This is a genomic window from Glutamicibacter sp. V16R2B1, from assembly GCF_005774635.1.
In the GTDB taxonomy this organism is placed as follows: Bacteria; Actinomycetota; Actinomycetes; order Actinomycetales; family Micrococcaceae; genus Glutamicibacter; species Glutamicibacter creatinolyticus.
Genome location: NZ_VATX01000016.1, coordinates 14,676 through 36,941, shown reverse-complemented (window position 1 = coordinate 36,941; position 22,266 = coordinate 14,676). Strand labels below are relative to the sequence as shown.

Here is a 22,266-nt window from a genome sequence, read left to right as displayed (position 1 = left end):
GCAGAAAGGCGGCCCGAAACCTGTGCCCGAAACCAAAACCAACCGAAACTGTCTAAGGATCGTTTTCAGGTGACTTGGTAAAATGAAGTGGGTCATTTTCTTGGAAGGAGTCCGGTCGTGACCGAGAAGTTTGATATTGAGGAACGCTGGCCAGAACTGTTTGCGCAGCTCGATGCTAACCAACGCAATGCCGTTCGGCAGTCACTGGCTGCGGCCTGGCATGAGGGATGGGTCCCGAACCGCGAGGACGTCGAGAACTTGACCGACGAGGCCCGCGGCGCGATCGACCAGGCGGAGTACTTACGTCGTGTCGATGCAGCGGCTGAGCGTCACCGGTCCGGTACGCACACGGTAGCCAAATGACCGAATTTGATACCTGGAAATCGTATTTCTATCCTCCTCCGGATCATGTGCCGACGCGGAATCTGCTGAATTTGGGCGCGCAGCTGAGGTAAGCGCTCCGCCACCGCGGTCAGATGCTCCTGGGATTCGGCCAGTTCGTCAATGATTTCCGGTGCATGCCTCTGTTGGCCCGAGGCCTCGGACGGCTGGAAGTAAGGGCGCAGTGAATCGGCGGGCACGGCGTTGCTCCAGTCAGAAATCACCAGCAGCAGGTCGCAGGACCGCTGGGCGGTGACACGGACGGTTGACGTTACATGAGGTCGGGGTGGCGGTTCGGCTACTCATTTTCAACCCAGCCCCGGGCCTTGCGGCAAGCCCCCACCCAGAGGATATGCTGAAGGTACCAAGGAAAGAACAATGGCGTTCTCCTTGGTTTTTCCTTGCCCGCGGTACACCGCGGCCTCACGAGCTGGTGTGCCGAGGCTCCCTGTCAATAGCTGCCCCGCCAGTGGAACAAGCCGCGCGCCGGGCGGAAACCGCCTCAGCCGGCGCGCGCGAGCAGTGGCTCGAGCTGCCCCGCCAACGCCAGCAGATCAGCATCCTGGTGGGCGCTACCCTGCACCGTCATCCCCACCGGCAGTCCGTGCGAGCCCCGGCCGGCGGGCGAGGTCACCGACGGCACGCCCAGCATCGTGCCCGGCCCGACATTCCGGGTCATCAGTGGGAACAGGGCAGTCGGCTGGCCACAGTGGTCCACCACATGGTCCTCGCCCACCCGCTGGGGAAGCGCAGGCATGGTGGGAAAGAACAGGGCGTCGAGACGTTGGTGCTCCATGAGCCGGGCATACCGCTCTCGGGCCGCTGCCATGGCGAGCCTGGCCTGCTGATAGGAGCGTTGGTCCACCGGCTCGCTGGCATAGCTGTCCAGGATGCCGCGCACGTCGGGGGAGGCCGCCCGGTGAACCACCTCGGCCCACGCCCGGGTTGGGCTCAGGTCCTCGGCCGCCGCCAGGTAGGCGCTAAGCAGCCGCGGGGCCTCCCACCCCACCAGGTCCCACTGCGCCCGGTCGGTCAGGGCAATGATCGGGGACAGGTCCACATCAACGAACTGCACATGGGGTTCCAGGGACTTTAGCGCCCGGCGCAGCACCCGGGCCACGTCGGGATCGAGGTCCCGGTGGAAAGCGGCGGGCAGTCCCAGGCGCGCACGCGCGACCGGGGCAGGTGCCGGCGGGGTGTTGCTGATCCAGTTGTCCAGCAGGCCCGCCTCGGCCACGGTGGGGGTGTGCACGCCAATGGTGTCGCGGGAGGTGGACAGCCCGATGATCCCGTCAATGGGCCAACGTCCGGTGCTGGGACGAAACCCGACCACCCCGCAGGAGGAGGCCGGGATGGAAATTGAGCCGCCGGTGTCCGTACCCAGGGAAATGCGCACGGTTCCGGCGGTCACGGCCGCGGCGCTGCCGCCACTGGATCCGCCCGCGGTGCGCTGCCGATCATAAGGGTTGCGCACCGGCCCGTAGACGGCGTTGTTGCTGGTGATCCCGAACGCCAGCTCATGCATGTTCGTCAGGCCGTGCACCCGACCGCCATGCTGGCGCAGGATGGAAACCACCAGTGCATCAGCCGGAGCCCGGTACCCGCCATAGACGGGACTGGCCGCGTTCGTCGGAAGGCCCTGCACCTGGATATTGGCCTTGACGGCAAAGTTAAACCCGCCCTCACCCGCGATGGGGGCATTGTCGTGCGGTGGACCGGCGTCGGTGTCCGGCAGATCCTCCAGATGCGTCCAGATCCCGTGCTGCCCGTGATGGTCCGTCATTGACTTTCCTGGTCCCTTCGAACAATGCGCGGCGCGGTGCTCCCATCCGTGCCGACCACCCCGAGCCTAGGGCAGAAGCCGCTCACCGGCCAGCGTTCAGGGCAGCCGGGGCCGTGTTGGCTGAGGATGTGCCGAAGCACGCGGTCAGGGTGGCATGACGTGGTGGACAAATCCGGGTAAAGTGGAAGACGTACGACGTTGATCCGGCCATCACCGGGGAGTCCTTGGAAGAACAGCCCGGTTCCGGGCCTAGTAGAACCGAGCGGGACCAGCCCGTGACAGCTGAAGACAAGCGGTTTGTCCGCCGGCCCCCACGCGGTGCCGGATGGGGGAACAAGCGGGGTGGTACCGCGGCCACAGGTCGTCCTCGCAGTGGATGTTTCCGAACCTACGCTTGTAAGGATGGCCGCCTACGATGAGCTTCTACCCGAAGGTCACTACCGATCCCTCCGGTTCCACCCCGGCATCTCCGCGCTTCCCCGAGATCGAAAAACGAGTCCTCGAGTACTGGAAGCAGGACAACACCTTCCAGGCCTCCATTGACCAGCGCGAAGACAACGAATTCGTCTTCTACGACGGCCCGCCGTTCGCCAACGGCCTGCCGCACTACGGCCACCTGCTCACCGGCTACGTCAAGGACCTGGTCGCCCGCTACCAGACCCAGCGCGGACACCGTGTGGAACGCCGTTTCGGCTGGGACACCCACGGGCTGCCGGCCGAGCTGGAGGCCATGAAGCAACTGGGGATGGCCGATAAGAAGCACATCCTGGAGATGGGCATCGACAAGTTCAACGACGCCTGCCGCAGCTCGGTGATGAAGTACGCCGACGAGTGGGAGGAGTACGTCAGCCGCCAGGCGCGCTGGGTCGACTTTGAAAACGACTACAAGACCCTGAACGTCGAATACATGGAATCGGTGATCTGGGCGTTCAAGCAGCTCTCCGACAAGGGGCTGACCTACCAGGGCTTCCGCGTGCTGCCGTACTGCTGGAAGGACGAGACCCCGCTGTCCAACCACGAGCTGCGCATGGACGACGACGTCTACAAGAACGTCCAGGACCAGACGGTGACCGTCACCTTCCCAATCCTGGAGGGCGAGCTGCCGGTCTCCCGCCACCTGGTCGGCGTGCAGGCCCTGGCCTGGACCACCACCCCCTGGACCCTGCCCACCAATGAGGCGCTGGCCGTGCACCCGGACGTGGAATACGTGGTCGTGCCCGCCGGGGAAGCCGGTGTGAAGGCCTCGGCCGCCAGCGGCAGCTTCCTGCTGGCCCGCGACCTGCTCGGCTCCTACGCCAAGGACCTGGGCTACGCCGACGCCAAGCAGGCCGCAGCCGCCATCACCGCCAGCTACCAGGGGCGCGAACTGGCCGGGCTGCGCTACGAACCGCTGTGGGACACCTACACCGACACCGAGAAGTACGGCACCGAAAACGCCTGGCAGATCGTCACCGCCGACTACGTGACCACCTCGGACGGCACCGGCCTGGTGCACCAGGCCCCGGCCTACGGTGAAGATGACCAAAAGGTCTGCGAGGAAAACGGGATCCCGGTGATCCTCTCGGTCGATGAGGGCGCCAAGTTCCTGCCGGTGTTCGCCGGCGGACCGCTGAACGACATCGTCGGGGTGCAGGTCTTTGACGCGAACAAGACCATCACCAATGTCCTCAAGGACGACGCCCGACTGGTCAAGCAGGCCTCCTACGAGCACTCCTACCCGCACTGCTGGCGCTGCCGCCACCCGCTGATCTACCGTGCGATCTCCTCCTGGTATGTGGAGGTCACCCAGATCAAGGACCGGATGCTGGAGCTGAACGAGCAGATCAACTGGATCCCGGAGAACGTCAAGCACGGCCAGTTCGGCAAGTGGCTGGAAAACGCCCGCGATTGGTCGATCTCCCGCAACCGCTTCTGGGGATCCCCGATCCCGGTGTGGGAGTGCGACGGGGTGGAGTGCACGCACCGCGAGGTGTTCGGCTCCCTGCAGGAGCTGAAGGACTTCTTCGGCCGGCTGCCGGTGAACCATGAGGGCGAGCCGGACCTGCATCGCCCCTTCATCGACGAGCTGACCAAGGCCCACGCGGGCTGCGCGGCCGGGGGCACGCTGCGCCGCGTCGAGGACGTGCTGGACGTCTGGTTCGACTCGGGTTCAATGCCCTACGCCCAGGTGCACTACCCGTTTGAGAACCGTGAATGGTTCGACACCGGCCACCACCCGGCGGACTTCATCGTGGAGTACATCGGGCAGACCCGCGGCTGGTTCTACACCCTGCACATCCTGTCCACCGCCCTGTTCGACCGCCCGGCGTTCACCAACGTGATCTCCCACGGCATTGTGCTCGGCTCCGACGGGCAGAAGATGAGCAAGTCGCTGCGCAACTACCCGGATGTCACCGAGGTGCTGGACCGCGACGGCTCGGATGCGATGCGCTGGTTCCTGATGGCCAGCCCGATCCTGCGCGGCGGCAACCTGGTGGTCACCGAGCAGGGCATCCGCGAAGGGGTGCGCCAGGTGCTGCTGCCGCTGTGGAACGTGTGGCACTTCTTCAACCTGTACACCAACGCGGCGAACAACGGCGCCGGGTACGAGGCGAAGATCTCCCACGATTCGCCGGACCCGCTGGACCAGTACATGATCGCCGCCACCGGCCAGCTGGTGCGCGAGGTGACCGCCGCGTTGGATGAGTACGAGGTCTCCGACGCCACCGACGCGGTGCGCCAGTACATGGACACCCTGACCAACTGGTATGTGCGCCGCTCCCGCCAGCGCTTCTTCGACGAGGACACCCACGCCTTTGACACGCTGTACACGGCGCTGGAGACCCTGGTGAAGGTCGCCGCCCCGCTGCTGCCGCTGGCCTGCGAGGAAATCTACCGCGGGCTGACCGGGCAGCGTTCGGTGCACCTGACCGACTGGCCGGACGCCGAGCAGTTCCCGGCGGATGCCGCGCTGCTGGAAACCATGGACACCACCCGCAAGATCTGCTCGGTCGGCTCCTCGCTGCGCAAGGCCAAGAACCTGCGTGTGCGCCTGCCACTGGCCGAACTGAAGGTCGTGCTCAGTGACGCCGCCCGCCTGGAAGGCACCTACGCCTCGATCATCAAGGATGAGCTGAACCTGAAGCAGGTCACCCTGATCGACGCGGCCGGGGTGGACGCGGCCAGCTACGGGATCAGCCAGCAGCTGGTGGTCAACGCGCGCGCCGCCGGCCCGCGCCTGGGCAAGAACGTGCAGCAGGCCATCAAGGGCGCCAAGTCCGGTGACTGGTCCGTGGCCGACGGTGTGGTCACCGCCGGCGGGCTGGAGCTGGTGGAGGGTGAGTACACCCTGGACACCGTGGTGAACGCGGAGGCGGACATCGCCGCGGCGGTCATCGACGGCGGCTTCCTGGTGCTGGACACCGAGGTCACCGAGGAGCTGGCCGCCGAGGGCATCGCCCGCGACATGGTGCGCAGCATCCAGGCCGCCCGCAAGGACGCGGATCTGCAGGTCTCGGACCGGATCCGCACCACCATCAGCGCGAACGAAACCGTGATTGCGGCCCTGGAGGCGAACCGGGAACTGATCAGCGGTGAGACGCTGACCGTTGACCTGGTCCTGCAGGCCAACGGTGCCGCCAAGGAACCCCAGGTGAAGGTCGAGGTCAGCGCGTGAGCGAACTGGAACGGGTGTACGCCGAACTGCTGGCGCGCGCCCCGGAGAACAAGATTGAGCCGCGCATGGCCCCGATGTTCCGGGCCATGGAGGTGCTGGGCGAGCCGAACAAGGCCTGCCCGGTCATCCACATCACCGGCACCAACGGCAAGACCTCCACGGCGCGGATGATCGAGTCGCTGCTGCGCGCGCATGACCTGCGCACCGGGCGCTACTCCTCCCCGCACCTGGTCTCGGTCACCGAGCGGATCAGCATCGACGGGGAACCGGTCGATGATGAGACCTTCGTGCGGATCTGGGACGAGATTGCCCCCTACCTGGACCTGGTGGACTCGGAGCTGCAGGCCAACGGGGAAAACCGGCTGACCTACTTTGAGGCCGTGACCATCCTGGGATTTGCGATCTTCGCCGACGCCCCGGTGGACGTGCTGGTGCTGGAGGTGGGCCTGGGCGGGATCACCGATGCCACCAATGTCGCCGACGGCGACGTCTCGGTGATCACCCCGATCTCCCTGGACCACACCGACCTGCTGGGCGACACCACCGAGCTGATCGCCGAGGAGAAGGTGGGGATCCTCAAGCCCGGCGGCTACCTGGTCTCCGCGGTGCAGTCGGTCGACGCGGCCGACGTGCTGCTGCGCCTGGCCCGGGAGCTTGAGGTGCCGTTCGCCTTTGAGACCCTGGACTTCAAGCTGCTGGAGCGCAAAGTCGCCGTGGGCGGTCAGATGCTGGACATCCAGGGCCAGGCCGCGCGCTACGACGAGCTGTTCCTCCCGCTTTACGGTGCCCACCAGGCGCAGAACGCCACCGTCGCGCTGGCCGCGGTGGAGGCGTTCCTGGGTGGGGGAGCCAAGGAGCTGAACGTGGAACTCATCCGCCAGGGCTTCGCCGAGGTGACCAGCCCCGGACGCCTGGAGATCGTGCGCACCGCGCCGACCGTGCTGGTGGACGCCGGGCACAACCCGGACGGGGTCCAGGCAGCGGCCACCGCGGTGAAGGAATCCTTCGGGTTCAGCCGCCTGGTGCTGATGGTCGGGATCCTGCAGGAGAAGGACGCCGCCGGGATGCTCTACCAGATGCGCGAGGAATACGGGGAACTGGTTGAGGATCTGTGCCTGACCCAGTCCTCCTCCCCGCGGGCCATCCCCGCCGGGGAACTGGCGAACCTGGCCCTGGAGGCCGGCTGGCCTGAAGAGGACCTGCACGTGACCGAGGACCTGGAAGACGCCATCGAATGGTGCGTGGGCCGGGCCGAGGCCGGCAACGACCTGGCCGGCGGCGTGCTGGTCACCGGGTCGATTACGCTGGTGGGCGAGATTTCACTGTTGTTGAAGGGACGTGAGTAGCACTCATGGCACGTCTGACCAAGGCCCAGCGCGAATGGCGCCCGGGCATGCGCAAGAAGCCGCGCTCGCTGAAAATCATATTGGCCTCCTCGGTGCTGTCCCTGGAGGCGTTCGTGGCGCTGTTCTTCACCCTGGCCACCCTGGGGCTGAAGCGCTCTGAGGTTGCCCCGGGACTCATCCTGGGCGGGGGAGCGGTGATGATCGCGCTGTGCATCATCACCTGCGCCTTCCTGCGCAAGCCGTTTGGAATCGTCATGGGCTGGATCATCCAGCTGATGTTCATCCTGTGCGGTTTCGTGCTGGCCGACATGTTCTACATCGGCGCCGCGTTCGCCGCCTGCTGGTGGTATGCCCTGTACAAGGGTGGGCAGATGGACGTGGAGAACAAGCGCCGGGAAGCCGAGCAGGCCGAATGGGAACGCAACAACCCACCGGTAGAATCCTAGATAAGTATCAATTTCGTCGAAGACAAGAGGTATTTACATGTCTGACCGCACCCTGATCCTGGTCAAGCCCGATGGCGTCAAGCGTGGGCTGACCGGACAGATCCTGGCCCGCATCGAAGCCAAGGGCTACACCATCGCCAAGCTGCAGCAGCTGCAGGCCACCCGCGAGATGCTGGCCGCGCACTACGCCGAGCACGAGGGCAAGCCGTTCTACGAGCCGCTGGTGGAGTTCATGCTCTCCGGGCCGGTCGTGGCGATCGTGGCCGAGGGCCACGGCGTGATCCCGGGCTTCCGTTCGCTGGCCGGCGCCACCGACCCGACCACCGCCGCCCCGGGGACCATCCGCGGCGACTTCGGCCGCGACTGGGGCGTGAAGGTGCAGCAGAACCTGGTGCACGGCTCGGACTCGTCCGAATCCGCCGAGCGTGAGATCGGCATCTGGTTCGGCAACTAGCCATCACGGACTAGCTCGGCGAAGCTCCGCCGTCGCTCACGCCCGGGTGTTGTCTCCCATTGGAGGCAGCACCCGGGCGTTTTGCGTTCCCGCGCCGCTCACGCCGGCAAGGGCCCGTCCCGGATACAAACAAGCCCCAGGAGCCCGCGGCGCATGCCGCAGTCCCTGGGGCTTGATTCGGGTGGTTCGTGCTCTAGAGCCAGCCGCCGAGCGTGTCGCTGGTGCGGCCCGCGTTCTGCAGGTAGCCGCTCGCGGGCTCATCCAACCAGCCGCTGTCCGTGCTTCCGCCCGTGGCCGCCGCTGAGGCGGCAAACCCGTTCTCGGTCAGCAGCTGACCGCCGCCGCCTTCGCCCGCGGGATGGACGGCGCGTGAATCACGGGCCGCGGCGGTAAGGGTTCTGGGATTTTCTGGCCCTTCTGAGGAACTGACGTTCAGCATGAGGCTACCTTCCTGCCTTCGCATCCAACTTTCGAAGGCACATGAGTTTCGCTGTGACCTGGATCTTGTCCTGGCTGCCCGCGGGTGCCGGCGGCGAGAGCGCGAGAAGCCGAAGACGAAGTCACAATTTTAACTTAATTCACATTAAACACACTTGAGGTTCACCCGGTCAACGCAGTTGCCCTTGATGACGCCTTGCGATGTTGCGACCTACTGCTCCGTGTCTGAACGTTGGGCCTTGTCGGAGTGTTCTTCCGAGTTGGCGATGATCTCATCTGCCATCTCGTCCACGTCCTGCTTGACCTCGTCGACCTTCTCCTTCTTCTTCAGCTTTTCCAAAGCCTTGTCCTCGGCACGGATCTCGGCCTCGATCTTGATCTGCGCCTTGGCGGCGGCGACCGCGTCCATGTTCTCGCGCTCGGTCCAGACCTTGATGATGCCCCAGGCCACGGCGGAGAGCGGGACTGCCAGCACGGCGCCGACGATCCCGCCCAGCACGGTGCCGGCGGTCAGGGCCATCAAGATCACCAGGGCATGCAGGTTCAGCGCCTGGGCCATGACCACCGGCTGCAGGAAGTTGCCTTCCAGCTGGTTCACGATGATCACCGCGGCAAGCACCACCAGGGCGACCAGCGGGCCGCTGGTGACCAGGCCGACCAGGGTGGCCAGGATGCCGGCCACGGTTGCGCCGACCATGGGGATGAACGCGCCGAGGAAGACCACCACGCCCAGCGGCAGGGCCAGCGGCACCTGCAGCACCAGCAGGGTGGCGGTCACGCCGATGGCATCCACGGCTGCGATGATCGCGGTGCCGCGGATGTAGCCGCCGAAGGTGTGCAGCGCCCGGTCACCGGAGGTGATCCACTTGTGGCGGTAGTGCTTCGGGGTCCAGGAAATGAAGAACGCCCAGATCCGGTCCCCGTCCTTGAGGAAGAAGAACAGGATGACCATCAGCAGGATGCTGCCGGTGACAAAGCTGCCGGCGGCGGTGATGGTGTTCAGGGCTCCGGCGCCGAACTGGGAGCTGGTGATGAACGAGGTGACGGTGTCCACCGCCTCATCGATCTGGCCCTGGTCCACTGTGAACGGCATGTCGCCGATGAACCGCTGCACCAGGTCGTTGAGCTGGTTAAAGCCCTCCGCGGCCTGGTTGACCAGGGTGTTCCATTCGCGCATGACCGAGAAGACCAGGCCGGTGCCGATCCCGCCAAGAACCAGCAGCGACCCGAGGAAGACGACCCAGGCGGACAGCATCGGGGACAGGTGCTTGCGCAGCTTGGTGACCAGCGGCCACAGGGCGCAGGAGAGGATCAGCGCGATCAGCGTCGGGATCACGATCATGGTCAGGCGCAGCATGCCAATGATGACGAAGCCGGCAACCAGTCCCACAATCAGGATCTGCAGGCAGCGGATCCCCAACCGGCCGAGCATGTCGGTCCACAATCCCTGAACCGTGAACTCCGGCCGCTCACGAACCGGTGCTTCTGCCGCGACCACCACTTGTTGTGTCGGTGGCCTGTTTTTTGAGGATGCAGCCTTGCGGAAGAACGCCATTCTTGCTCCTACGTCAGGGGGATTGATCAATTAAACAATAGGCTAGCGGTCGCCGAAGCGCGCGAGACACGTCCAAAAGGATGAGTTAATTCAACGGTCCGTCACTGCTTGGTTCCCGCCCCTAGTGGGTTGCCGCCAGCCCCGCGGCGGGGGAGGCGGGGTACTCGCTGGCCAGCAGGCCCATCAGGATCCGGTCGTGGAACCGGCCATCATGAAAAACGGCGGCCCGTTGGCGGCCCTCGGGGCGAAAACCCAGCCTGGTGTAGGTGCGTTGGGCGCGCTGGTTGTACTCGTACACCCCCAGGTGGATGCGGTTCAGCCCCAGCTGGTGGAAGCCATGGCGCAGCATCAGTGCGGTGGCCTGCGCCCCCAGGCCCTGTCCCCGGAAATCCGGGCCGAGGATGATCGCGAACTCGGCCGCCCGGGCCGGGGTGTTCCCGCCGTAGAGCGTCGCGTGCCCGATCAGCGGCCCGCCGACCAGCTCAATGCTGAAACCGGCATCGCGGGAAGTCGGCCGGTTCTGGCTCCACGTCTGCCAAACCCGGTAAAGGCCCTTCATCGGCTGGGGCAGCACCAGGTTCGTCTGGTGCACCATGGTTGCCGGGTCATTCCACCAGCACGACAACGGCTGCAGGTCCTCCGCACGCAGTTCGCGCAGACGAACCCGGTCAGGCCTCGCGCCGGTTGCCGCGGCGCCGAAGTCTGCGGCGGGTCTAGCCAAAGTACTCGTCGGCCAGCTGACTGAGCAGGATCTTGTCGTGGAATTCGCCGTTGTGGAACCCGGCCTGCCGTGCCCGGCCCTCCTCACGGAAACCTGCCTTGGTGAAGGTGCGCAGCGCCCGCTCGTTGTACTCCCAGATGCCCAACCCGATGCGGTTCAGGCCCATTTCACGGAACCCGAAATCCACGATCATCTTGGTCGCCTCGGTGCCGTAGCCCTGGCCCACATAGGAGCCCCCGATCATCATCATCAGCTCGGCCGAGCGGGCCGAGGCGTGGTAGTTGTACAGCGCAGTGTGCCCCACCAGCGTGTCGTCGGGCAGGGTGATGCACAAGCCGATGCCGTCCTTCGTGCCCCGGTTCTGACTCCAGTCCCGGAAGATCTCCGCAGCCTCGGTGCGCGGGTGGGGCAGGACAATGTTGCCCTGCAGCGCCATGAATTCCGGGCTGTTCCACCAGCCGGCAAGGACTGGCAGGTCTTCTTCCTGAAGCTCTCGCAGCCTGATGGTGTCGGAGACCAACAGGTTGATGCCGTAGTCCTGGGCTGTTTCCGTATTCCAATTGTCATGGGCCATGACTCAAACTTAGTCGGTTTTTCTCCCGGTGTGCCAGATGGGTCACTTTTGCCATGGTTTACGCTGGGTGGCCCACCGGCAGGAGCAGGCGGAATTGCGGTGCAGCGGCCGGACGCGGTGCGGGCGACATGCCCGGGCAAGCCCTGCGCTAGAGCTCCCGGGCCGCCTGGGCATGGGCCCGCGTCCGGCAGATGAGTCCATCCACCGTCCAGGCCAGCGCGGCCCCGGCCACATAGGCGAACAGGTCCAGCACCGCGAAGCTGGTGCCCAACACCAGGCGCAGGATGGGCAGTGACTGGGCCAGCTGCAGGGGCAGGGGAGTCAGCTGCAGCAGTTCCACCGCCACGCACCACCCCAGGGAACCCAGGAACAGGCGCAGCCGGGCCGCGCGTGGGAAAAGGAAACCGAGCAGCACATACAGCAGCGTGGCGTAGAGCAGACCCCCCGCCAGGTCGGCGGCCAGCCCCAAGGGCAGGAAGCGGGCGAAAAGGCCGATGGGGACCACCAGCAGTGCGGTGATCCCCATCCACGCCCGACGCGTTAGTACCATGCGGCGCATCAGCAGGCTTTCGTCGTGCCCTAGCCGAAGAAGGCGTTCGGGAAGCGCAGGACCACGGTCGCGGCGACGACCAGCAGCAGGACCACGGTAATCACCCACGACCACTCGGCGAAGAACTTCTTCACGCCCGCCCCGGCCGGGATCACCCCGTGGATGACGTTGCGAGCGGTGGTGTGCACGAACAGCGGGATCACCATGGCCCATACGACCATGCAGTACAGGCACAGCGCGCTGATGTCATACAGTGCCTGGGACCACAGCCAGATGATGAACACCATCGCCAGGGTGATGCCGATCTGGAACCCTATCCAGTACCAACGGGCAAAGCGGGCCCCGGCCAGCAAGGCCATGCCCACGGTGATTACGATCGCGAATCCCACGATGCCCAGCAGCGGGTTCGGGAAGCCCAGCAGTTCGGCCTGCCAGGACTTCATGACCGTGCCGCAGGAAATCCAGGGGTTGATGTCGCAGCTGGTGACGTAGTCCGGGTTCTTGTACAGGGCCAGCCGATCCAGCACCAGTACACCGGAGGCGATCCAGGCGATCACGCCGGTCACCACCGTAAAGATTCCAAAACCGCGATCCTTGGCCCACCGGGGCAACACGCCCGGCGTCGGGGGATTCTCTACAGCTGAATTCATGTTCTGCCTAGTCCGTTTGCTCATTGGAATGCACGGTTTTGCGCATTGGTTATTCCAATCCTAAAAGCACTTACTGTGTGCTCCCATAGCGAAGATCATCCGCCATGCGGCTAAATGTGAGAGAATGTTGGTGGTTGTTCGTGGATCCACAGTCTGCTTTCAACCCAACGAGAGACTTTGAACGACAGATCGTCAGGCGATGCATCGCTCCGGTTGAGTGCCCAAGAAAGTGCGCCTCCCGGGGGAATACCGCGGATCGAAGGGCCGTATAGGAAAACGGCCGGTTCTGAAGCACACCCGTTGACCGTGTCCAGTTTCCACGGTGCAATACGTTGCATCGCGAAAATCGGTGAGACGGACCTACAGAGGACTTTGATGCCCGACAGGCCAGAAACGTGGCCGACCGCATGGCATAAATGAATAGAGTTTCGGCTGCTGCGCTGTCTGTGGAAGCGCCGGCGCTGGAATGTTTTAGAGGAGTACGCGAACCTGATGAGCGCATCAAAAGAACGCAAGAGTGGTTCCGGAGGAAATAAGCGTGGCAACCGTTCGACTCGTGCCCGGCGCACGACCGTAGCCACCACCCCGGCCCGCCCGCTGCGCCAGGCAATGACCCTGGCCGAACTGAACGCGGCCGCCGGCGTGGAACCCACCGGCACCCGCATGCGGGTCACCCGCCGCACCCCGGTCTCCACCCCGGACACCGCACGTATGAATCGCCAGGCCGAACGCCGCCAGCGCGCCACCCAGGCCGACGCCGAGGCCAGCGCCAACGAGACCAGCACGGACAAGGCCAGCGCGGCCCAGGGCGGCCAGGACACCGACCGCAAGCAGGCCCCGGCCGAGTCCCGCCAGCCCAAGACCTCCAAGGCGCCCCGCCAGCAGGAACCGACCGCGGCCCCCGAGGCAGTTGCCGAATCCACCGGGGCGACCGAAACCACCGAAATCGATGTCGCCGCTGAAGCCAGCGAAAGCGGCGCAGCGAAGGAAAACGAGGACCACACAGGCGCCCTGCTCGCGCAGCACGGCAGCACCATGATGATCAATCCCTTCGCCGTGCCCGAGGCGGCCCACACGGTCGTACGCCACGCCATCCCCAAGACCAAGCAGCAGGCCGAAGCCGAACAGCGCGGGGAGGAACACCACGACGAGGACGCCGATGAGGTCACCTCACGCCGTCGGCGTCGCCGCCGCCGCGGGGAAGTGGATCTGGAACTGGATGGCGGTTCGCAGGATGACCCGCCGAACACCGTCACCCGGGTGCGTGCCCCGCGCGCCAGCCTGGACACCCCGGTCTCCAACAAGGTCACCTCGGTGCGCGGCTCCACCCGCCTGGAAGCCAAGCGCCAGCGCCGCCGCGAATCGCGGGAAACCGGTCGCCGCCGTCAGGTGATCACCGAGGCCGAGTTCCTGGCCCGCCGCGAGTCGGTGGAACGCCAGATGATCGTGCGCCAGCGCGAGGACCGCATCCAGATCGGTGTGCTGGAGGACGGGGTGCTGGCCGAGCACTTCGTGTCCAAGACCCAGCAGGATTCCCTGATCGGCAACGTGTACCTGGGCAAGGTCCAGAACGTGCTGCCCTCCATGGAGGCCGCTTTCGTGGATATCGGGCGCGGACGCAACGCCGTGCTATACGCCGGCGAAGTCAACTGGGACGTCGCAGCCCTGGAGGGCCAGCCGCGGCGCATCGAAAACGCGCTGAAGGCCGGCGACTCGGTGCTGGTGCAGGTGACCAAGGACCCGGTGGGCCACAAGGGTGCCCGCCTGACCAGCCAGGTCTCCCTGCCCGGACGCTACCTGGTGTACGTTCCCGGCGGTTCAATGACCGGCATCTCCCGCAAGCTGCCGGACGTGGAGCGCCAGCGGCTGAAGAAGATCCTGAAGGACCACCTGCCGGAGAACGCGGGCGTCATCGTGCGCACCGCCGCCGAGGGCGCCAGCGAGGAAGAGTTGATGAATGACATCAACCGCCTGCGCGCCCAGTGGGAGGGCATCGAGGAACAGTCCAAGTCGAACAAGACCCTCGCCCCAGAACTGCTGCACTCCGAACCGGACTTGACCATCAAGGTCGTGCGCGATGTGTTCAACGAGGACTTCACCAAGCTGATCGTCTCCGGCACCCAGGCCTGGGACACCATCGAAGCCTACGTGATGTACGTGGCCCCAGACCTGATGGGCCGCCTGGAGCAGTGGAAGAACGAAGAGGACATCTTCGCCCACTACCGCATCGACGAGCAGATCAACAAGGCGCTGGATCGCAAGGTGTTCCTGCCCTCCGGCGGTTCGCTGGTCATCGACCGCACCGAGGCGATGACCGTGGTGGACGTGAACACCGGCAAGTTCACCGGCTCCGGCGGCAACCTTGAGGAAACCGTCACCAAAAACAACCTGGAGGCGGCCGAGGAGGTCGTGCGCCAGCTGCGCCTGCGCGACATCGGCGGCATCATCGTCATCGACTTCATCGACATGGTACTGGAGGCCAACCGGGACCTGGTCCTGCGCCGGCTGATCGAGTGCCTGGGCCGCGACCGCACCAAGCACCAGGTCGCCGAGGTCACCAGCCTGGGTCTGGTGCAGATGACCCGCAAGCGCATGGGCACCGGCCTGTTGGAAGTCTTCGGGGAGGCCTGCGAGGTCTGCGCCGGACGCGGGGTGATCACCCACGAGGAGCCGGTGGAGCACCGCAAGAGCTACAACTCGCACGGTGAATCGCACGCCAAGAAGAACCAGGAATCCAAGTCCAGCCGTTCCCGGCGCCGCCGCGGCGGCTCCAGCGGCCAGGAGGAAACCAAGCCCACCGAGCAGCGGGCCGCCCAGGAAACCGAGAGCGACGAGAAGAGCGAGGCCGCACGCAGCGCCCTGGCCAGCATCGCCGCCGCCTCGCACCTGACCGAGGCCGAGGAAGCGGAAGCCAAGCAGGAATCCGGCAAGGACCAGGCTCCGGTGAGCCTGGAGCAGCTGGAAGCCGCCCTGCCGGGCCAGGACCGCGATGAGGACACCGGCGAGCAGAAGCCGCGCAAGCAGCGCCGACGCCCGCGTTCGCGGTCCCGCAACGGTCAGGACGCCGAGACCGCCGAGCAGCACTCCGGCCAGGAGGCTGCCGATGCACCGCAGCAGGAGGCCGGGCAGGGCGATCAGCCCGCCGCCGGGCAGCAGACCGAGCAGGCTCCGGCCCAGGCCGCGCCCGAGCGCGCCGAGTCCGGCGAGGACAAGCGCCCGGCACGCACCAAGCGCGGTTCGCGCCGTGCCGGCAGCCCCGCCGGGTCCGCCACCGGTGCGGTCAGTGAGCAGCCGCTGCTGACCGGGCTGGCCCTGCCGGCCGTCACCATTGAGGCGCCGGCCCAGGCCGCCGCGCAGTCCGCTGCCGCACAGCAGCCGGTTGTGCAGTCGTCCGCGCCGGCCGCCCCACAGAGTTCCACGAAGCCAAAGCGCCGCAGCCGCCGGGCCACCTCGGCCCAGGGGGATGCGAACGCGGAGGTTGTCGTGAGCGAAGTAGCCACTGCCCAGGGCAACCGGGTGCAGATGGATACGTCCAGTAAGCCAAGCGAAACTCCCGCCGAGCCGGCCGCCAAGCCGGTCATGCTCGGGGTCGGGGTTCCGGTACGCGAACTGAAATGATGATCCTGATCACGCAGGGCGCGCCGGGGCGGGTTTTCATTTGCCCCGGCACGCTTTCCTAGCGTAATCTGGTTCATCGGTGCTAAACGCCAAGATCACGGTTTTGTCCGCTCGGCGTCACGGCACAAGCGCATGAGATCCCCAGGTCGTTCCGCTGTATAAGGAATACGGGTTGATTTCTGCGCCGTAAGACAATGAAACGTCGAGTAGAAGTGAGTACCCACGTGGTGTACGCAATTGTCCGCGCTGGCGGCCACCAGGAAAAGGTTTCCGTTGGAGACCTCATTACCGTTGACCGTCTTCAGGCTGCCGAAGGCAGCTCCATTGAGCTTCCGGCCCTGCTGCTGGTGGATGGCGAGAAGGTAACTTCCGCTGCTGCCGAGCTGGCTAAGGTCAAGGTCACCGCCGAGGTCGTTGAGAACCTCCGCGGTCCGAAGATCGTCATCCAGAAGTACAAGAACAAGACCGGTTACAAGAAGCGCCAGGGCTTCCGTGCCGCCTTGACCAAGGTCAAGGTCACCTCGATCGCCTAATTTCTGGCGTATCGTAGAGATCAAGAAAATTTGTAGCGAAAGAGGTTTAAGCTATGGCAAGTAAGAAAGGTGCGAGCTCGACCAAGAATGGTCGCGACTCCAACCCGCAGTTCCTGGGTGTAAAGCGCTTCGGCGGCCAGGAAGTCAACGCCGGCGAGATCATCGTGCGCCAGCGTGGCACCCACTTCCACCCGGGCAACGGTGTGGGACGTGGCAAGGACGACACCCTGTTCGCCCTGACCGCCGGTGCGGTTGAGTTCGGCACCCGTCGTGGTCGCCGCGTGGTGAACATCGTTTCTGCCGCCTAGTTCTAGGCACCAGGCAAAACTTTTTAGTACGCCAAGGGGTGGGTCGGATTACCGGCCCACCCCTTGCGTGCGTTTCGCTAAACTTAATGGCGAGTGTCTTTTGCACCGCCAGAACCAAGGAGAAGAACCCCCGTGGCTTCATTCGTTGACCGCGTCACCCTGCATGCCACCGCCGGAAACGGCGGACATGGGTGCGTGTCCATCCGACGCGAGAAATTCAAGCCCCTCGGCGGCCCCGACGGCGGCAACGGAGGCAACGGCGGCGACATCATCCTCGAAGTCTCCCCACAGGTCACCACGCTGCTGGACTACCACCACCTGCCGCACCGCAAGGCCAGCAACGGCGAACCGGGCAAGGGCGGGCTGCGCCCGGGCAAGCAGGGCGTGGACCTGGTGCTGCCGGTCCCGGCTGGCACCGTGGTGAAGAACCGTGCCGGGGACATCCTGGCCGACCTGATCAACCCGGGGGACCGCTACCTGGCGGCCGCCGGCGGGCAGGGCGGGCTGGGCAACGCCGCCATCGCCTCGGACAAGCGCAAGGCCCCGGGCTTCGCGCTGCTGGGCATCCCCGGCCAGGAGCAGGACGTGGTCCTGGAGCTGAAGTCCGTCGCGGACATCGCCCTGGTCGGCTACCCCTCGGCCGGCAAGTCCTCGCTGATCGCCGCGCTGTCCGCGGCGCGTCCGAAGATCGCCGACTATCCGTTCACCACCCTGGTGCCGAACCTGGGCGTGGTGCAGGCCGGTGAAGTGCGCTACACCGTGGCCGACGTGCCCGGGCTGATCCCCGGCGCCTCGGAGGGCAAGGGGCTGGGTCACGAGTTCCTGCGCCACGTTGAGCGCTGCGCCGCGATCGTGCACGTGCTTGACTGCGCGTCCCTGGAATCCGAGCGCGACCCGATCACCGACCTGGAGGTCATCGAGGCCGAACTGGCCGCCTACGAGGTCGACTCCTCCTATGCCGGGACCGACGGGACCATCATCCCGCTCAGCGAACGCCCCAAGCTGGTGGCGCTGAACAAGGTCGACATGCCCGACGGGCAGGACATGGCCGAATTCGTGCGCCCCGAACTGGAAAAGCGCGGCTACCGGGTGTTCGAGGTCTCGGCCCTGTCGCGTAACGGATTGCGCGAACTGTCCTTCGCCATGGCTGAATTGGTGGAGCAGGAGCGCGCCAAGCTGGAGCACGCCGCCCCCGTGGTGGAGGTGCCGGTGGTTCGCCCGCGCTCGGTGAACCGTCAGGAATTCACGATCCGCCGCGAGGAGCAGAACCTGGAACCGCTGTGGCGGGTCATCGGGGAGAAGCCCGAACGCTGGATCCTGCAGACCGACTTCTCCAACGACGAGGCCGTGGGCTACCTGGCCGACCGGCTGAACCGGCTGGGCGTGGAGGACGCACTGTTCAAGTCCGGGGCCCGCCCCGGGGACGCGGTGGTCATCGGCGCCGAGGACAACGCGGTCGTCTTTGACTGGGAGCCGACCATGGCCGCCGGGGCCGAGCTGCTGGGCGGTTCGCGCCGCGGCGAGGACGTGCGGCTGGAAGACCGCAGCCGTCCCACCCGCGAACAGAAGCGCGCCGAGCACGAGGAACGCAAGGCCGCCAAGGCCGCGGCCCGCGCCGAACTGGAAGCCGAGCGCAAGGCCGGGATCTGGACCGAAAGCGTGCAGGGCAAGAGCGCCCGGCGCGCCGCGGCCGAGACCGGACAGACCGAGGAAGACTAGCACCGGCCCGCCACGGGCCGCAGGAACCAGGCAGGGGAAGAACCACCTTCATGAGCGTACGTGCCACCAAGACGCTGTCGGCCATCACCTCCCGCCACCAGCTGCCGCAGGCGCAGCGGCTGGTGGTCAAGGTCGGCTCCTCCTCGCTGACCACCGTGGACGGCGGGATCTCGCACGAACGGCTCTCCGCCCTGGTGGACGCGCTGGCCGCCACCGTGAAGGCCGGCACTGAGGTGGTGCTGGTTTCCTCCGGTGCGGTCGCCGCCGGGCTGGCCCCGCTGGGCCTGGCCAAGCGTCCCAAGGACCTGGCCACCCAGCAGGCGGCCGCCGCCGTCGGCCAGGGCCTGCTGCTGGCCCAGTACACCACCGAGTTCGCCGCCCACGAGCTGACCGTCGCCCAGGTGCTGCTCACCGCCGATGACCTGCGCCGCCGGCAAACCTACACGAACGCGCTGCGTTCCCTGGTGCGGCTGCTGAACCTGGGGGTGCTGCCGATCGTGAACGAAAACGACACGGTGGCCACCCACGAAATCCGCTTCGGGGACAACGACCGGCTCGCCTCCCTGGTCGCCCACCTGATCAAGGCCGACGCGCTGCTGCTGTTCTCCGACGTGGACTCCGTGTACGACGCGCACCCCCGCCACGGCGGGCAGCGCATCGCCCTGATCAAGAACCCCAGCGAACTGGAGGCGGTGAACCTGGGCACCCCGGGGGAGGCCGGGGTGGGCACCGGCGGGATGATCACCAAGGTCGAGGCCGCGGTGATGAGCTCCTCCTCGGGCATCCCGGCGCTGGTGACCAGCGCCGAGAACGCGGCCGACGCGCTGGCCGGGAAGGACGTGGGCACCTGGTTCGCCGCCCGCAACACCCGCCGTTCGGCACGCGACGTGTGGCTGGCCCACCTGGCCAAGCCGCAGGGCAAGCTCTACATTGACGCCGGAGCCACCCGGGCGGTGCGCAGCGGGGAAAACTCGCTGCTGGCCGCGGGCATCACCGCCGTGCACGGTGAGTTCGAGGCCGGGGACGCGGTGGAGGTCTGCAACGAGCAGGGCGCCGTGCTGGCCCGCGGGCTGGTCAACTACGCCTCCCACGAGCTGCCGGCCATGCTCGGACGCACCACCAGCCAGCTGGCCACCTGGCTGGGTGAAGGTTACGAACGGGCCGTGATTCATGTCGACGATCTGGCCTTGGTCTAGGGCCAATTCCTATCATGGAGGCATGAGTCTGCATGCCGCCACCCCCGCCAACGACCAGGGCCAGCACGCCACCGACGCCGCCGCCGGCCAGGGCCAGGAGGTGACCGAACAGGTCTACCGCCTGGCCGACCGGGCCCGGAAGGCCTCACGCCTGCTGGCGCGCGCCAACCGGGACTGGAAGGACCGCGCCCTGCGCCAGATCGGCGCCACCCTGGACGCCAACCGCGTCTCCATCCTGCAGGCCAACGCCAAGGACCTGGAGGCCGGGCGCGCCAACGGCACCTCCGCTGCCATGCTGGACCGGCTGAAGCTGGATGATGCCCGCATCGACGGGCTGATCGGCGCCCTGGAGGAACTGGCCGGACTGCCGGACCCGGTGGGCACCGTGCTGCGCGGGGAAACCCTGCCCAACGGGCTGCGCATGCGCCAGGTCAACGTGCCCATGGGCGTGGTCGGCACCATCTATGAAGCCCGCCCGAACGTGACCGTGGACATTGCCGGGCTGGCCCTGAAAAGCGGCAACGCGGTCCTGCTGCGCGGCGGTTCGGCCGCCCTGAACTCCAACCTGGCACTGGTCGGGCTGATCCGCGACGCCCTGGAGAAGGTCTCGCTGCCGCGGGACATCGTAATCTCCGTGGATGAATACGGACGCCCCGGAGCCGATGCCCTGATGGGGGCGCGCGGCAAGATCGACGTGCTGATCCCGCGCGGTGGACGCGAACTGATCCAGCGGGTGGTCACCACCGCCAAGGTGCCGGTCATCGAGACCGGTGAAGGCAATGTGCACATCTTCATCGACGAGTCGGCGGACACCGACACCGCCGTGGACATCCTGCTCAACGCTAAAACCCAGCGCCCGAGTGTGTGCAACACCGTGGAGACGCTGCTGATCCACCAGGACGCGGCCGCCGGACGCAGCGTGCTGGAGGAGCTGTCCAAGGCCGGGGTGCGCCTGCACACCGACCCGCGTGCCGCCGGGCTGGCCGAGGGCCTGGACCCGGTCCAGGCCGATGAGCAGGACTGGGCCAATGAATACCTGGACCTGCAAATCGCGGTGAAGGTCGTGGACGGGATCGATGAGGCCATGGAGCACATTGCCGAATACTCCACCGGGCACACCGAGGCCATCATCACCAGCAGCCTGCAAAACTCCGAACGCTTCGTGGCCGAGGTCGACTCGGCCGCGGTGATCGTCAACGCCTCCACCCGCTTCACCGACGGCGGGCAGCTGGGCCTGGGCGCCGAGGTGGGGATCTCCACCCAGAAGATGCACGCCCGTGGGCCAATGGGGCTGGCGGAGCTGACCACCACCAAGTGGATCGTGCAGGGCGACGGGCACATCCGCAAATAGTTTCTGCAACCTGTTTTCGGTACGATGTAGAAGAACAAACTATTCACAAACGATCGATGGCAGGCCGTTGATCACCAAGAATATCTGGAGAGTTAGTTGAACGCGCTGAACCTGGCTACCGCAGCCTCCACCTCATCCCTCTCAGGCGAGACCTGGGCACTGCTGATCGGTGTGGGCATTTTCGTCGCGCTGATGGTCGGCCTGCTGATCACCATGTCGTACACCAACGTCGGCAACCGCCACCAGGTGAAGCCGGAACCGCACGACATCCACCGCCAGACCAAGGTGCACGAGACCAAGCACTAGGCCCCGGTGAATTCAACAGCACAGCACCGCCCATTCCGCCTCGGCGTGATGGGCGGTACTTTTGACCCCATCCACAACGGCCACCTCGTCGCCGCCAGCGAAGTCGCTGCCGAATACGACCTGGACGAAGTGGTGTTCGTTCCCACCGGTGAGCCGTGGCAGAAGGCCGACCGGAAAGTCACCCCCGCCGAGCAGCGCTACCTGATGACCGTGATCGCCACCGCGTCCAACCCGCGCTTCACCGTCAGCCGCGTCGACATCGACCGCGAGGGGCCGACATACACGATCGACACGCTGCGCGACCTGCGGGCCGAACGCCCCACGGCGGAACTGTTCTTCATCACCGGCGCCGACGCGATGAACCAGATCATGAGCTGGAAGAACGCCGACGAACTGTGGAACCAGGCACACTTCGTGGGGGTCACCCGTCCCGGCCACCAGATGCCAGAAGTCGCACAGTCCAGCGCCTCCGAACTGGAGATCCCGGCACTGTCGATCTCCTCCACGGATTGTCGGGCCCGCGTTGGACAGGGAAAACCGGTATGGTACTTGGTGCCGGATGGTGTGGTGCAGTACATTGCAAAATATGGGCTCTATACCGAGTCGCAGCCTGAAAGTGGCACCCAAAACACGGCATAATCACTTGGTAAGGGTGCATGCAGAAGTCTACGCGGTCGGGAGA

The 22,266-nt window shown here is 66.0% G+C and carries 20 protein-coding genes; 13 read left to right on the top strand and 7 right to left on the bottom strand.

The window, feature by feature from the left end; translation table 11 throughout:
* The first annotated feature begins 117 nt into the window (after window positions 1-117).
* Window positions 118-363: an antitoxin VbhA family protein gene (locus tag FDN03_RS12760; RefSeq protein WP_138177684.1), complete on the top strand. Its 246-nt coding sequence runs from the start codon at window positions 118-120 to the stop codon at window positions 361-363.
* 520 nt (window positions 364-883) lie between these two features.
* Here the strand turns inward: FDN03_RS12760 and FDN03_RS12755 are convergent.
* Entirely contained in the window at window positions 884-2,164 is a 1,281-nt protein-coding gene (locus tag FDN03_RS12755; protein ID WP_138177682.1) for an amidase family protein, read from the bottom strand.
* A 415-nt stretch (window positions 2,165-2,579) separates the two neighbouring features.
* Between FDN03_RS12755 and ileS the strand changes: the two genes are divergently transcribed.
* The 4 genes from ileS to ndk are packed head-to-tail and all read left to right on the top strand — an operon-like array spanning window position 2,580 to window position 8,065.
* Window positions 2,580-5,819, top strand: coding sequence for an isoleucine--tRNA ligase (ileS, locus tag FDN03_RS12750; protein ID WP_138177680.1), 3,240 nt, complete (start codon window positions 2,580-2,582; stop codon window positions 5,817-5,819).
* Window positions 5,816-7,165: a folylpolyglutamate synthase/dihydrofolate synthase family protein gene (locus FDN03_RS12745; RefSeq protein ID WP_138177678.1), complete on the top strand. Its 1,350-nt coding sequence runs from the start codon at window positions 5,816-5,818 to the stop codon at window positions 7,163-7,165. The genes ileS and FDN03_RS12745 overlap by 4 nt, the downstream gene beginning before the upstream one ends.
* Window positions 7,166-7,170: 5 nt before the next feature.
* On the top strand, window positions 7,171-7,611 hold the full coding sequence (locus FDN03_RS12740; protein WP_138177676.1) for a DUF4233 domain-containing protein: 441 nt from the start codon (window positions 7,171-7,173) through the stop codon (window positions 7,609-7,611).
* Between the two features lie 37 nt (window positions 7,612-7,648).
* Complete coding sequence (gene ndk, locus FDN03_RS12735; RefSeq protein ID WP_138177674.1) at window positions 7,649-8,065, top strand: nucleoside-diphosphate kinase; 417 nt, start codon at window positions 7,649-7,651, stop codon at window positions 8,063-8,065.
* Window positions 8,066-8,258: 193 nt separating this feature from the next.
* Here the strand turns inward: ndk and FDN03_RS12730 are convergent, their stop codons facing one another.
* From FDN03_RS12730 to FDN03_RS12705, 6 genes are all read right to left on the bottom strand, one after another.
* Window positions 8,259-8,504: a hypothetical protein gene (locus tag FDN03_RS12730; protein WP_138177672.1), complete on the bottom strand. Its 246-nt coding sequence runs from the start codon at window positions 8,502-8,504 to the stop codon at window positions 8,259-8,261.
* 210 nt (window positions 8,505-8,714) lie between these two features.
* Window positions 8,715-9,947: an AI-2E family transporter gene (locus FDN03_RS12725; protein ID WP_249354564.1), complete on the bottom strand. Its 1,233-nt coding sequence runs from the start codon at window positions 9,945-9,947 to the stop codon at window positions 8,715-8,717.
* 232 nt (window positions 9,948-10,179) lie between these two features.
* A complete protein-coding gene (locus tag FDN03_RS12720; RefSeq protein ID WP_171021250.1) occupies window positions 10,180-10,779 on the bottom strand; it encodes a GNAT family protein in 600 nt (199 codons plus the stop codon).
* Complete coding sequence (locus FDN03_RS12715) at window positions 10,772-11,353, bottom strand: GNAT family protein (RefSeq protein ID WP_138177666.1); 582 nt, start codon at window positions 11,351-11,353, stop codon at window positions 10,772-10,774. The genes FDN03_RS12720 and FDN03_RS12715 overlap by 8 nt, the downstream gene beginning before the upstream one ends.
* A 148-nt stretch (window positions 11,354-11,501) precedes the next feature.
* On the bottom strand, window positions 11,502-11,903 hold the full coding sequence (locus FDN03_RS12710; protein WP_171021249.1) for a DUF2809 domain-containing protein: 402 nt from the start codon (window positions 11,901-11,903) through the stop codon (window positions 11,502-11,504).
* Window positions 11,904-11,932: 29 nt separating this feature from the next.
* Complete coding sequence (locus FDN03_RS12705; protein ID WP_138177662.1) at window positions 11,933-12,553, bottom strand: vitamin K epoxide reductase family protein; 621 nt, start codon at window positions 12,551-12,553, stop codon at window positions 11,933-11,935.
* 492 nt (window positions 12,554-13,045) lie between these two features.
* Between FDN03_RS12705 and FDN03_RS12700 the strand changes: the two genes are divergently transcribed.
* From FDN03_RS12700 to nadD, 8 genes are all read left to right on the top strand, one after another.
* A complete protein-coding gene (locus tag FDN03_RS12700) occupies window positions 13,046-16,171 on the top strand; it encodes an Rne/Rng family ribonuclease (RefSeq protein WP_249354562.1) in 3,126 nt (1,041 codons plus the stop codon).
* Window positions 16,172-16,395: 224 nt separating this feature from the next.
* Window positions 16,396-16,704, top strand: coding sequence for a 50S ribosomal protein L21 (rplU, locus tag FDN03_RS12695; RefSeq protein WP_138177725.1), 309 nt, complete (start codon window positions 16,396-16,398; stop codon window positions 16,702-16,704).
* A gap of 53 nt (window positions 16,705-16,757) precedes the next feature.
* Window positions 16,758-17,012 (top strand): 50S ribosomal protein L27, encoded by a 255-nt coding sequence (gene rpmA, locus FDN03_RS12690; protein ID WP_054821895.1) that lies wholly within the window; start codon window positions 16,758-16,760, stop codon window positions 17,010-17,012.
* 132 nt (window positions 17,013-17,144) lie between these two features.
* On the top strand, window positions 17,145-18,731 hold the full coding sequence (obgE, locus tag FDN03_RS12685; protein ID WP_138177660.1) for a GTPase ObgE: 1,587 nt from the start codon (window positions 17,145-17,147) through the stop codon (window positions 18,729-18,731).
* A gap of 50 nt (window positions 18,732-18,781) precedes the next feature.
* Window positions 18,782-19,927 carry a glutamate 5-kinase gene (gene proB / locus FDN03_RS12680; protein ID WP_138177658.1) on the top strand — a complete coding sequence of 382 codons (1,146 nt, stop codon included), beginning with the start codon at window positions 18,782-18,784 and terminating at the stop codon, window positions 19,925-19,927.
* A gap of 22 nt (window positions 19,928-19,949) precedes the next feature.
* Complete coding sequence (locus tag FDN03_RS12675; RefSeq protein ID WP_171021248.1) at window positions 19,950-21,278, top strand: glutamate-5-semialdehyde dehydrogenase; 1,329 nt, start codon at window positions 19,950-19,952, stop codon at window positions 21,276-21,278.
* Window positions 21,279-21,374: 96 nt separating this feature from the next.
* Complete coding sequence (locus FDN03_RS12670; protein WP_138177654.1) at window positions 21,375-21,584, top strand: hypothetical protein; 210 nt, start codon at window positions 21,375-21,377, stop codon at window positions 21,582-21,584.
* Between the two features lie 6 nt (window positions 21,585-21,590).
* Window positions 21,591-22,223, top strand: a complete 633-nt coding sequence (gene nadD / locus FDN03_RS12665) for a nicotinate-nucleotide adenylyltransferase (protein WP_283205490.1) — start codon at window positions 21,591-21,593, stop codon at window positions 22,221-22,223.
* Window positions 22,224-22,266 lie beyond the last annotated feature (43 nt).

What these genes read in the sequence shown, in the direction of transcription:
- FDN03_RS12755 (WP_138177682.1), bottom strand. Translation starts at nt 2,164, where the DNA reads ATGACGGACCATCACGGGCAGCACGGGATCTGGACGCATCTGGAGGAT.
- ileS (WP_138177680.1), top strand. Translation starts at nt 2,580, where the DNA reads ATGAGCTTCTACCCGAAGGTCACTACCGATCCCTCCGGTTCCACCCCG.
- FDN03_RS12740 (WP_138177676.1), top strand. Translation starts at nt 7,171, where the DNA reads ATGGCACGTCTGACCAAGGCCCAGCGCGAATGGCGCCCGGGCATGCGC.
- ndk (WP_138177674.1), top strand. Translation starts at nt 7,649, where the DNA reads ATGTCTGACCGCACCCTGATCCTGGTCAAGCCCGATGGCGTCAAGCGT.
- FDN03_RS12730 (WP_138177672.1), bottom strand. Translation starts at nt 8,504, where the DNA reads ATGCTGAACGTCAGTTCCTCAGAAGGGCCAGAAAATCCCAGAACCCTT.
- FDN03_RS12715 (WP_138177666.1), bottom strand. Translation starts at nt 11,353, where the DNA reads ATGGCCCATGACAATTGGAATACGGAAACAGCCCAGGACTACGGCATC.
- FDN03_RS12710 (WP_171021249.1), bottom strand. Translation starts at nt 11,903, where the DNA reads ATGGTACTAACGCGTCGGGCGTGGATGGGGATCACCGCACTGCTGGTG.
- FDN03_RS12705 (WP_138177662.1), bottom strand. Translation starts at nt 12,553, where the DNA reads ATGAATTCAGCTGTAGAGAATCCCCCGACGCCGGGCGTGTTGCCCCGG.
- FDN03_RS12700 (WP_249354562.1), top strand. Translation starts at nt 13,046, where the DNA reads ATGAGCGCATCAAAAGAACGCAAGAGTGGTTCCGGAGGAAATAAGCGT.
- rpmA (WP_054821895.1), top strand. Translation starts at nt 16,758, where the DNA reads ATGGCAAGTAAGAAAGGTGCGAGCTCGACCAAGAATGGTCGCGACTCC.
- proB (WP_138177658.1), top strand. Translation starts at nt 18,782, where the DNA reads ATGAGCGTACGTGCCACCAAGACGCTGTCGGCCATCACCTCCCGCCAC.
- FDN03_RS12675 (WP_171021248.1), top strand. Translation starts at nt 19,950, where the DNA reads ATGAGTCTGCATGCCGCCACCCCCGCCAACGACCAGGGCCAGCACGCC.